Origin of the sequence: Roseisolibacter sp. H3M3-2 (genome assembly GCF_029211165.1) — a bacterium.
Lineage (GTDB): Bacteria > Gemmatimonadota > Gemmatimonadetes > Gemmatimonadales > Gemmatimonadaceae > Roseisolibacter.
Map to the genome: position 1 here is coordinate 1 of NZ_JARGEK010000155.1, position 10,577 is coordinate 10,577.

Here is a 10,577-nt window from a genome sequence, read left to right on the forward strand (position 1 = left end):
CGCTCGGCGCCGGCGCGGAGGCCGACGCGGTCCGCGCCGCGCTCCGCCGCCTGGCCGACGACTTCCACCGCGACCGCCGCGGCGCCGAGGTGGCGCGCGACGCGGCGCTCGACCGCCTCGCGGAAGCGCGTCCCGACGCGGCCGCCGAGGCCGACGCCATCCGCCTCGCCGCGCTGCCGCGCTGACGCACTGCCCCCACTCCGTCCGACCATCCCGCTCACTGCACGCATAGAGGACACGACCATGACCGCCACTCGCCTCGCCTCGCTCGCCGCCGCCGCTGCGGCCCTCGCGTTCCCCGCCGCCGCGCACGCGCAGCAGCCCGCCGCGCCGCGCACGCTCGTCGCCTGCGCGGTCCCCGGCTCGGGGACGATGTACCGCATCAAGGAGCCCGGCCTGCCGTCGCGGTGCGCCGCCGGCCACGAGGAGTTCAGCTGGACCGACGGCGCCGCGGCGCGCGCGTCGGCGGAGAAGGGGGGCGCCGAGGCGCAGGGCGCCAACGGCGGCACCGCCAGCGGCGCCGCGGGCGGCGACCTGACGGGGAGCTACCCGAACCCGGTCGTGGCGCGGCTGCAGGGGCGCGCGCTCTCGACCGCCGCGCCGGCCAGCGGGCAGGTGCTCGGCTGGAACGGCACGAGCTGGGCGCCGACGACGCCGGCCGCCGGCGGCGGGACGCTGACGCTGCCGTTCGCGGGCTCGTCGACCTCCGCGACCTCGCTCGTCGACGTGACCAACAACGGCACCGGGCGCGCGGGCAACTTCGTGAGCGCGTCGGGGACGGGCGTGCGCGGCGGGACGCACGGCGCCGGCGTCGGCGTGGACGGCTACGCCTCGGCGTCGACGGGGATCGCCCTGCGCGCCGCGAACGCCTACACCAGCGGGACGGCGCTCGAGATCACGCGCGGCGCGATCCGCGTCGCGGGCGCCGGCAAGGACACGCCCACGGCGGCGTTCTGGACGGAGATCGCCTGCCAGGCCCGGTACATCGACAGCCCCTACGCCAACGGCAACCCGAACGCGATCATCCTCGTGACGCCTCGCGAGTCGAACCTGGACGGCAAGATGCTCAACGCGTTCGTGCAGTACGACGCGGCCGCGGCCAAATGGATGCTGAAGACGGACAACATCTCCTCGTACGGCTACTGCCTGGACCGCCAGGTCAACGTGCTGATCATCCGTCCGTGACCCCGTTCCCCGCATGACGCGACCGACCGTCCTTCTCCCGCTGCTCGCCGCGCTGGCCGCGGCGTGCGGCGACCGGACCCCCGCCCCCGCCCCGCCGGTCGCCGCGACCTGCGACGGCGGGGGCATGGCGCGCACGTGCGAGGTGTCCGGCCTGTTCGCCGGCGCGGCCGCGCCGCGCCTCCGGCTCGCGACGGGCGACGCCGTGCCCGACACGCTGCGCCTGTCGCTCGTCCGCGCGGACGGCTCCGTGGTCCCCCTCCCCGTCTTCTACGGCAGCACGGTCTGGGGGATGTGCGGCCCGACGGTCGACGCGCGCGACCTGCCGCGGCGCGACCGGCTGGCGGCGGCGGACGTGAACGGCGACGGCGCGGACGACCTGGTCGTCGTCGCCGAGTGCATGACGGGGATGGGCGCGACCGGCGCGCACCCCTTCCCGGCGGGCGCCGTCTACCTCGGCGACGGGCGCGGCGGGTGGCGGAGCGTCGCCGCCGTGGACAGCACGCTCACCGACCTCGCGCAGGCGGCGTGCGGCGGCGCGGACGGGCGCCCCGGGGGCGGCGGCGTCGCGGGCGACGTGCGCGCGCTGGCGCGCGACGCGGTGCGCCGATCCTTGCCGTGACGATTCCGTCAGTCTGCCGCGCCCGGCTGTCCCCCGCGCCGGCGCCGGGGTAAGCTGCCGGCAGGCGCCCGACGCCGGGAGCGCGGTCCCGTTCGAGAGGAGGAGTGGAGTGGCGGAGCCGGGCGACGGGTCCGTGCCCGACCGGGCACGCCAGTACGAGCAGGTGTTCTCCCGCAACCCGACCCCGATGTGGGTCTTCGACCGGGAGACGCTCGCGTTCCTCGCGGTCAACGACGCGGCCGTGGCGCGCTACGGGTGGTCGCGCGCCGAGTTCCTGGGGATGACGCTGCGCGAGATCCGCGACGCCGCGGCCGTGCCCGCGCTGCTGGCGGCGCACGGGCGCCCGCGGCTCGAGGGGCCGCTGCGGGGGGGCGTGCACCGCCACCGCACCAAGGACGGCGCGGCGCTCGACGTCGAGATCGTCGCCGACGACGTGGACTGGGACGGGCGCCCGGCGCGCCTGGTGCTCGCCACCGACGTGACGGAGCGCGAGCGCACCGCCGCCGCGCTGCGCGCCAGCGAGGCCCGCCTGGCCGGCATCGTCGACTCGGCGATGGACGCGGTGATCTCGGTCGACGCGGCGCAGCGCGTGGTCGTGTTCAACCGCGCCGCCGAGTCGATCTTCGGCGTGGCGGCGGACGAGGCGATCGGCGCGCCGCTGGAGCGCTTCCTCCCCGAGCGGTACCGCGCCGCCCACGGGCGCCACGTGGAGACGTTCGGGCGCACCGGCGCCACCGCGCGGTCGATGGGGCACCCGGGCGCGGTGACCGGGCGCCGCGCCGACGGCACCGAGTTCCCCGTCGAGGCGACGATCTCGCACACCGCGGTGCGCGGCGCCGACGGGCGCGAGGAGCGGCTGTACACGGTCATCCTGCGCGACGTCTCGACGCGCGACCTGCTGGCCGAGCAGCTGCGGCAGGCGCAGAAGATGGAGGCGGTGGGGCGGCTGGCCGGCGGCGTCGCGCACGACTTCAACAACCTGCTCACCGCGATCTCGGGGAACGCCGACTTCGTGCTCGCCGAGCTGGCGCCCGACACGCAGGCGCGCGCCGACGTCGAGGAGATCCGGCGCGCCGCCGAGCGGGCGTCGGGGCTCACGCGCCAGCTGCTCGCGTTCAGCCGCAAGCAGGTGCTCCGCCCGCGCGTGGTCGAGCTCAACGACGTCGTCGAGGGGATGGAGCGGCTGCTGCGCCGCGTGATCGGCGAGGACGTGCGGCTGGTGACGCGCTGCGAGGCGGCGCCGAGCCGCGTGTTCGCCGACCCGGGGCAGCTGGAGCAGGTGCTGATGAACCTCGTGCTCAACGCGCGCGACGCGATGCCCGAGGGCGGGACGATCCGCGTCGCCACCGCGAGCGTCGACGTGTCCGCGCTCCCGGTCACCGCGGTGCGCCCCGGCACGGCGGCCGACGGCGCGGTGCTGCTGGTCGTCGCCGACGACGGCGCGGGGATGGACGCCGACACGCAGGCGCGCGCCTTCGAGCCGTTCTTCACCACCAAGCCGGAGGGGAAGGGGACGGGGCTCGGGCTGGCCACGGTGCACGGCATCGTCGAGCAGTCGGGGGGCGCGGTGTGGCTCGACAGCGCGGTCGGCGGCGGCACGACGGTGTCGGTGGCGCTCCCCGCGTACGCCGAGGCGCCGGTGGACGCCGACGGCGCGTCGGCGCGCCCGCGCGGGGCGCGCGGCGCGGTCCCCCTCGGCACGGTGCTGCTGGTGGAGGACGAGCCGGCGGTGCGCACGCTCGCCGAGCGCATGCTGGAGAAGGCCGGCTACCGCGTGGTCACCGCCGCCAACGGGCGCGAGGGGCTGGCGCGGTGGGTCGAGGAGCGCGGGCGCCTCGGCGGCGTGGACATCATCGTCAGCGACGTCGTGATGCCCGACGCCGGCGGGCGCCAGCTCGTGCAGCGCGTGCGCGAGGAACGCCCCGATGTCCCGGTGCTCTTCGTCAGCGGCTACGTCGAGGGCGGGCTCGCGGCGTCGGACATGGGCGGGCGCACGGCGTTCCTCGAGAAGCCGTTCCGCCAGGACGACCTGCTCGCCCGCGTGCGCGAACTCCTCCGCCGCCCCTGAGCGGGCGGCGGAGGAGTCCGCGGGACGGCGGGTGCGGAAGGCGGCTCAGAAGGCGACCACGCCCTCGACCACGAACCCCCTGAACCGGGCGCCGTTGCGGATGTCGGTCGGCGCGAAGCCGTCGTACTTCTGGTCGACCCACTCGCCCTTGAGCAGGATCAGCGGGTTGAGGAACCAGCCGCCGCCGAACTGGGTGCGGTCGATCGTGACGTCGGTGCGGTAGTTGGCCGGCTGTCCCTTGACGGCGTTGTAGCGGCCGCTGACGTAGACCCGGTCGTGCAGCAGGCGGTAGGTCCCCTCGACGGCGGTCTGCGTGAACGCGCGGCGGGCGGCGGTGTCGACGGCGGCCTTGCCGCGCGCGCGCTCGAAGTTGCCGAAGAGCTCGAGGCCGCGGTACTTGAGGAACGGGTTGACCACCGCCGCGTGCATCTCGTTGAAGCCCGGGTTGATCGCGCCCGAGGTGAAGTTGTCCTTCTCGGTCGACGCCGTGTTCTCGACGACGTTGTAGTAGCGCGAGCCGGCGCGGTCGCCGCTGTAGAGCGTCTGGTTCGACGAGCGGGCCTGCGCGAAGGTCGAGCCGGTGAGGCGGACGCGCAGGTCGGGCGAGACCTGGCGGTCGAAGCCGGCCTTGGCCAGGTAGCCGGGCGAGCGGCGCTGGGCGTTGAGCGTGGTGCCGCGGATCTCGCCGTTGGTCATCCCGCCCATCACGAAGGCGCCGTCGAGCCGCCCGCGGCCGCGCAGGTACACCTCGCCGCCGACCTGCGTGGTGAAGGCGTCCATGATGTAGTTGCCGACCAGCGGGTTGTACATCGCGTTCCCGTTGTCGGTGCGGCGGAAGTGCGCGTCGCCGTAGTTGATCTCGAAGTGGCCGGCCTTCACGGTGACGTAGTTCATCAGGGTGTTGAGCGGCGCGACGTCGATCGGCGAGGCGTCGATCTGCAGGAAGCCGTCCTTGACCCAGGTCTCCTGGTGGTGGCGCGCCGACAGGTAGCTGGTCATCGCCACGCGGATCCCCTTCGCCAGCTGCGCGTTCACGTACAGGTTGGCGACGGCGTTGTTGAAGCCGTGGCCCAGCGTGATGAGCTGGTTGGCGTTGACCCCGTTGACCGGGCGCGCCTGCGCGCGGTTCTCGTGGCCGAGCCCCTGGAACTGCTGGGTGAAGGCGCCGCCGAACTGCAGCTCGAAGCCGCGGTAGGGGACGGTGTCCTTCTTGGTGGTCTCGAAGACGTTGATGCCGCGGGCGTCGTTGGCGCGCATGTACTGGATGCGCTGCTGCGGGACGACGCTGAGGACGCCGGCCGCCTTCGTCTCGGGCGTCGAGTCCTTGCGGGCGGCGGCGGTGGTGTCGACGCGTGCCGCGCTGGCGACGGTGACCTCCTGCGCGCCGGCGGCGAGGGCCGTCACCGCGAGGGCGCCGAGGAGCGTGAGGGGAGTCTGGGTGCGCATGGTGGGGTCCTCGGGTGGTCAGTTGTGCGTCGCGGCGACGGTCGGCTCGCCCTTGAGCACCAGGTCGAAGCCGACGGTGACGACGTCGCCGACCTTCATCGTGCCGAGCATCAGGGACGGGGCCTTGAGCCCGTAGTCCGACAGCTTGAGCGCGTGCGTGCCGGCGACGCGGAGCGCGCCGGGGCCCGCCTCCTTCCCGGTCGCCTCGACGGCGATCGTCCTCGTGACGCCGCCCAGGGCGAGCGTGCCGGTGAGCGTCCCCGTCACGCCGCCGTCGGCGGCCGCGAGGTCGTACGCGGAGACGGTGAAGACGATCTCGCCGTGCTCCTTCGCCTTGATGGCCTTGAGCATGTGCTCGTTCATCGTGCCGTTCTTGCAGTCGAGGCGCGCGGCGGGGATGTGCACCTCGACCGTGCGCACGGCCTTCTCGCCGGCGAGCACCGCGGGCACCGCGCCCGCCTTCCCCGCGACCTCGGCGTTCAGCACGCCGGCCGCGCAGGTGAAGCGGCGCACCGTCGAGGTCCCGTCGACCCACAGCCGGCTCTGCGGCTGCAGGACGAGCGGCGTGTCGGCGACCGCGGGGGCGAGGGCGAGGCCCAGGAGGGCGAGGGCGGCGGTGCGCATGGGGACCGTCCTTCGATCGGGGGGCGACCGTCGCGGTGGTCGCGAGGTCTGCACGGAAGGTCGGGGTCCGGGGGGCGCGGCGAAGTCGGGGAGAGGGGGCGGAAATCCGGCGGCATCCGCCGGCGGCCGGTCGGGCTTTTCCCTACCGGCGACTCACGGCCAGCGCCTCAGGGCGCCCCCGCCAGCAGCGGCGCGCCGCCCGCGGGCGGGACGTAGGCGTCGAGCGTCAGCACGGCGCGCCCCGCGATCGGGACGGTGCTCTCGATGCGCACCGGAAGCCGGCGCGCGTCGTCGCTCAGGTGCAGCCGCAGCACCCCCTCGCCCCCGGCACGCCCGTAGCGGCGCAGGTCGCGGACGCGCATCTCGACCACGACCGTGCGGAACTCGCCGGCCGGCGTCGCCAGCGTCTCGCGCCCCACCACGCGCACCGTCGTCGGGTTGCGCTCGGGGTCGAAGTGGCGCGCCACCGTGACCGCCGTGTCGGCGTCGAGCGGCAGCGTGCGCACGTAGTAGAGGAACGACAGCTCGTCGAGCGGGAGGTCGGTGTCGCTGGCCCCGTGCACGCCGTCGGCGCGCTCCCAGCGCCGCGCGCCGGGGTAGAGCTCGACCCGCTCGTCGCGCTTCGCCAGCGGGTGGCGCTCGTGCTTGTGGTAGCGCAGCGCCGTCATCCGCTCGGGGTCGAGCCACGACTCGGTGCGGTCGACCACGCGGACGATCCCGACCTTCGTGTCGATGTCGAAGCGCAGGCGGAGCGCCCGCACGCCGCGCAGCTCGGCGGGCCCCTCGACCCACATCGCGGCCCGCCCGATCTCGCCGAAGCGGGCCACGCGCGCCCGGTACTCGAGCCGCTCGCCGGCCGCGAACGGGAGCGCGCCGGCCCCCGCGGGCGCCGGCGCCTGCGCGCACAGCGCCGGCAGCATCGCCAGCAGCGCCAGCGCGGCCCGCCGGAGCCCGCGCGGACGCGGCACGACGACGAAGTGGCCCGAGGCGTCGGGGTCGACGGCGCGTCCGGCCCGGGGGCCGACGGGGGCGAGGGTGTGGCGCAGGGAGTACCGCATGGACGCAGGGTACGGCGTCGCGCCCGCCCGGCCCGTCGGGCGTTCCGCCCCGGCGTGTGGGGCGCCCCACGCCGAGTCCGCGCCGGTTCCCCTACGCCGCCGCCGCGCGCCGCGGCGCATCGTGGCCCCGGACGCCGCACCGACCCCCACCCGCGAGGCCCCCCATGCTCCTCCCCAACCTCGGCCCCCTCGACCGCGCGTTCCGCGTCCTCCTCGGCGCCGCGCTCCTCGCGTTCGGCCTCGCCCGCGGCCCCGAGACCTGGTGGGGCTGGCTCGGTATCCTGCCGCTCGCCACCGGACTCGCCGGCTACTGCCCGCTGTACGAGCTGCTGCACGTGCGCACGCGGGGGCGCGCGCTGTAGCGCCGCGCTACAGCTCGACCTGCGCCCCCAGCTCGACCACGCGGTTCGGCGGCAGGCGGAAGAACGCCGTCGCCGGCCGCGCGTTGCGCGACAGGAGCGCGAACAGCCGCTCGCGCCACAGCGCCATCCCCGGGTGCCGGGTGGCGATCAGCGTCTCGCGCCCCAGGAAGTACGTGGTGTCGAGCGGCCGGAGGACCAGCTCGGGGTGGCCGAGGCGCGCCAGCGCGTCCGGCACGTCGGCGTCCTCCATGAAGCCGTAGCGCAGCGTCACCTGCCAGAGCCCGTGGCCGAGCGCCTCGACCGAGGCCCGCTCGGCGGGATCGACCTGCGGCACCTCCTCGGTGCGGATGGCGAGGAAGACCACGCGCTCGTGCAGCACGCGGTTGTGCTTGAGGTTGTGGAGCAGCGCCGGCGGCGTCCCGGTGGCGCTGCCGTACATGAACACCGACGTCCCGGGCACGCGGTGCGGCGGGTGCCGCAGCAGCCCCTCGAGGAAGACGTCGCGCGGGATCGACCGCTCCGCGAGCCGCTGGGCGAGGATCCGGCGCCCCGTCTTCCAGGTGGTGAGCAGCGTGAACACCGTGCCGCCGATGACGAGCGGCACCCACCCGCCGTGCGGGATCTTGAGCAGGTTGGCCGCCCAGAACGCGAGATCGACGAGCAGGAACCCGCCGGCCACCGCGCCGGCGCGCGCCGCGCCCCACCCCCAGCGCTCGCGCGCCACGAAGTAGAAGAGCAGCGTCGTGATGGCCATCGTCGTGGTGACGGCCACGCCGTACGCCGCCGCGAGGTTGGACGAGGTGCGGAAGCCGAGGACCAGCGCCAGGCAGCACGCCAGCAGCGCCCAGTTGACGCTCGGGATGTAGATCTGCCCGCGCTCGGTGGCCGACGTGTGCTCGATCTGCACGCGCGGCGCGTAGCCGAGCTGCACCGCCTGGAGCGTGAGCGAGAACGCGCCCGAGATCAGCGCCTGCGACGCGATGACGGTGGCCAGCGTCGCGATCACGAGCACCGGCACCAGCGCCCACGGCGGCACCATGCGGTAGAAGGGGTTCTCGACCGCGCCCGGGTCGCGCACCAGCAGCGCCCCCTGCCCGAAGTAGTTGAGCAGCAGCGCCGGGAGCACGAGCCCGAACCACGCGAGCCGGATCGGCCGCGCCCCGAAGTGCCCCATGTCGGCGTAGAGCGCCTCGCCGCCGGTGACGACGAGGAACACGGACCCCATCACGACGAAGCCGTGCCACCCGTTGTCGACGAGGAAGCGCAGCGCGTGCGTGGGGACGAGCGCGCCGAGCACGCCCGGCGCCTGCGCCACCTGCCACACGCCGAGCGCGGCGAGCAGGAGGAACCACACCACCATCACCGGCCCGAAGATCCGCCCCACGGTCGCGGTGCCGCGGCTCTGGACGAGGAACAGGGTGGCGATGATCGCGACGGTGATCGGCACGACGAACGGCGCGAACGCCGGCGTGACGACCTCGAGCCCCTCGACGGCCGACAGCACCGAGATGGCCGGGGTGATCATCCCGTCGCCGTAGAGCAGCGCGGTGCCGAACAGGCCGAGCAGGATCAGCCCCCACCGCCCGCCGCGCAGCGCGTGCGCCGGCGTGACGAGCGCCGTCAGCGCTAGGATCCCCCCCTCGCCGCGGTTGTCGGCGCGGAGGATGAACACCAGGTACTTCACCGAGATGACGAGCAGCAGCGACCAGATCACCAGCGACAGGACCCCGAGCACGTTGTCGGGGGTGGGCGCGACGCCGTGCGCGGGGAGGAACGACTCCTTGACCGCGTACAGCGGGCTGGTGCCGATGTCGCCGTAGACGATGCCGAGGGCGCCGAGGGTGAGCAGCGCGAGGCGCCGGCGGTCGTCGGCGGGGGCGTCCGGGGCGGCGGGGAGGTGCGACATGCCGCACGATCGCGCGCGCCCCGTGAAGGGCGCACAAAGACCGCGCGCCGGCGCATAAAGATTCCGTGAAGGCGCGCGGCGCCCGGGCGTGCCAGATTACGGGCGTGCCCGACGCCCCGCTCACCCTGCTTGTGATCGACGACGAGCCGCAGATCCGGCGCTTGCTGCGCCACGCGCTCGCCGACGCCGACCCGGAGTCGGGCGCGGCGCGCGTGCTGGAGGCTGCGACGGGGCGCGAGGGGATCGACCTCGCCGCCGCCGAGGCGCCGGCGCTGGTGGTGCTCGACCTCGGGCTCCCCGACCTCGCCGGGATCGACGTCTGCCGCGAGATCCGCCGCTGGTCGTCGGCGCCGATCCTCGTGCTCTCGGCGCGCCACGCCGACACCGAGAAGGCGGCCCTGCTCGACGCGGGGGCCGACGACTACCTGACCAAGCCCTTCAGCCCCGTCGAGCTGCGGGCGCGCGTGCGCGCGCTGCTGCGCCGCGCCCGCGCCGCCGCGCCGCCGGCGGCCGACGCGGTGGTGCGCTTCGGCGACCTGTCGGTGGACCTGCGCCTGCGCCGCGTGGAGCGCGCCGGGCGCCCGCTGCACCTCACCCCCACCGAGTGGGCGCTGCTGAAGGCGCTGCTCGCGCACCCGCGCCGCACGCTCACGCACCGCCAGCTCTTCGCCGCGGTGTGGGGGAACGCCGAGGGGGACGCGCCGCAGTACCTGCGCGTCTACGTCGGGCATCTGCGCCGCAAGCTGGAGGCGGACCCGATCCGCCCGCGCCACATCCAGACGGAGCCGGGCGTCGGCTACCGCTTCGAGCCGGACGGGGTGACGCCGGCGTGAGCGTCGCGCGCGCGGCCCGCCGGTGGCTGCTGGCCGGCCTCGCCTTCGCCGCGCTGACGTTCGGGCTCTCGCTCGCGCGCGGCCGCCTCGGCGGCGCGCACGTGGCGCTCGCCTACCTGCTCCTCGTGCTCGGCGCGAGCGCGGCGGGGGGCCGCGCGCTCGGCTTCGCGGCGGCGGGCGCGTCGTTCGCGGCGTTCACGTACGCCTTCGTCCCGCCCTACCGCACGCTCGGCGTCGCCGACCCGCTGGACTGGCTCGTGCTCGGCGCGTTCCTGGTGACGAGCGTCGTCGCCACGCAGCTGCTCTACCGCGCCGAGGCCACCGCCGCCGCGGCGGTGCGGCGCGCGGCGGAGCTGGACCACGTGGCGGCGGTGGGCGCCGCGTCGCTCGGCGCGCCGGGCGTCGCCGAGGCGCTGGTGCGCGTGCCCGAGGCGGTGCGCGCCGCCGAAGTCGGAGGCCAAGCGGTCTTAGGAAGA

General features: G+C 75.4%; 10 protein-coding genes and 1 pseudogene. 7 read left to right on the forward strand and 4 right to left on the reverse strand.

The window, feature by feature from the left end:
- The 4 genes and pseudogenes from PYV61_RS13665 to PYV61_RS13680 all read left to right on the forward strand — a co-directional run.
- A pseudogene (locus PYV61_RS13665) lies at positions 1-185 on the forward strand (transporter); the annotation flags it as partial.
- 58 nt (positions 186-243) lie between these two features.
- Positions 244-1,185: a hypothetical protein gene (locus PYV61_RS13670; RefSeq protein WP_275832424.1), complete on the forward strand. Its 942-nt coding sequence runs from the start codon at positions 244-246 to the stop codon at positions 1,183-1,185.
- A gap of 13 nt (positions 1,186-1,198) precedes the next feature.
- Positions 1,199-1,804, forward strand: coding sequence for a hypothetical protein (locus PYV61_RS13675; protein WP_275832426.1), 606 nt, complete (start codon positions 1,199-1,201; stop codon positions 1,802-1,804).
- A gap of 133 nt (positions 1,805-1,937) precedes the next feature.
- Positions 1,938-3,872 (forward strand): PAS domain S-box protein, encoded by a 1,935-nt coding sequence (locus PYV61_RS13680; RefSeq protein WP_275832428.1) that lies wholly within the window; start codon positions 1,938-1,940, stop codon positions 3,870-3,872.
- Positions 3,873-3,917: 45 nt separating this feature from the next.
- Here PYV61_RS13680 and PYV61_RS13685 read toward each other — a convergent pair whose 3' ends face one another.
- From PYV61_RS13685 to PYV61_RS13695, 3 genes are all read right to left on the reverse strand, one after another.
- Positions 3,918-5,318 (reverse strand): hypothetical protein, encoded by a 1,401-nt coding sequence (locus PYV61_RS13685; RefSeq protein ID WP_275832430.1) that lies wholly within the window; start codon positions 5,316-5,318, stop codon positions 3,918-3,920.
- Between the two features lie 18 nt (positions 5,319-5,336).
- The gene (locus tag PYV61_RS13690; RefSeq protein ID WP_275832432.1) at positions 5,337-5,942 is read right to left on the reverse strand and encodes a YceI family protein; all 606 of its coding nucleotides are present in this window, start codon (positions 5,940-5,942) and stop codon (positions 5,337-5,339) included.
- Positions 5,943-6,109: 167 nt separating this feature from the next.
- Positions 6,110-7,000 carry a DUF3108 domain-containing protein gene (locus PYV61_RS13695; protein ID WP_275832434.1) on the reverse strand — a complete coding sequence of 297 codons (891 nt, stop codon included), beginning with the start codon at positions 6,998-7,000 and terminating at the stop codon, positions 6,110-6,112.
- A gap of 164 nt (positions 7,001-7,164) precedes the next feature.
- On the opposite strand from PYV61_RS13695, the gene PYV61_RS13700 reads away from it, so the two are divergent.
- Complete coding sequence (locus PYV61_RS13700; protein WP_275832436.1) at positions 7,165-7,362, forward strand: DUF2892 domain-containing protein; 198 nt, start codon at positions 7,165-7,167, stop codon at positions 7,360-7,362.
- Positions 7,363-7,369: 7 nt separating this feature from the next.
- Here the strand turns inward: PYV61_RS13700 and PYV61_RS13705 are convergent, their stop codons facing one another.
- Positions 7,370-9,268: a potassium transporter Kup gene (locus PYV61_RS13705; RefSeq protein ID WP_275832438.1), complete on the reverse strand. Its 1,899-nt coding sequence runs from the start codon at positions 9,266-9,268 to the stop codon at positions 7,370-7,372.
- 104 nt (positions 9,269-9,372) lie between these two features.
- On the opposite strand from PYV61_RS13705, the gene PYV61_RS13710 reads away from it, so the two are divergent.
- Positions 9,373-10,101 (forward strand): response regulator, encoded by a 729-nt coding sequence (locus PYV61_RS13710; RefSeq protein ID WP_275832440.1) that lies wholly within the window; start codon positions 9,373-9,375, stop codon positions 10,099-10,101.
- A partial coding sequence (locus PYV61_RS13715) for a DUF4118 domain-containing protein (protein WP_275832442.1) occupies positions 10,098-10,577 on the forward strand: 480 nt, incomplete at its 3' end. The genes PYV61_RS13710 and PYV61_RS13715, both read left to right, overlap by 4 nt.

Excerpts from the sequence above, each read along its gene's own strand:
- PYV61_RS13670 (WP_275832424.1), top strand. The coding sequence starts at position 244 with ATGACCGCCACTCGCCTCGCCTCGCTCGCCGCCGCCGCTGCGGCCCTC.
- PYV61_RS13675 (WP_275832426.1), top strand. The coding sequence starts at position 1,199 with ATGACGCGACCGACCGTCCTTCTCCCGCTGCTCGCCGCGCTGGCCGCG.
- PYV61_RS13685 (WP_275832430.1), bottom strand. The coding sequence starts at position 5,318 with ATGCGCACCCAGACTCCCCTCACGCTCCTCGGCGCCCTCGCGGTGACG.
- PYV61_RS13690 (WP_275832432.1), bottom strand. The coding sequence starts at position 5,942 with ATGCGCACCGCCGCCCTCGCCCTCCTGGGCCTCGCCCTCGCCCCCGCG.
- PYV61_RS13695 (WP_275832434.1), bottom strand. The coding sequence starts at position 7,000 with ATGCGGTACTCCCTGCGCCACACCCTCGCCCCCGTCGGCCCCCGGGCC.
- PYV61_RS13700 (WP_275832436.1), top strand. The coding sequence starts at position 7,165 with ATGCTCCTCCCCAACCTCGGCCCCCTCGACCGCGCGTTCCGCGTCCTC.
- PYV61_RS13705 (WP_275832438.1), bottom strand. The coding sequence starts at position 9,268 with ATGTCGCACCTCCCCGCCGCCCCGGACGCCCCCGCCGACGACCGCCGG.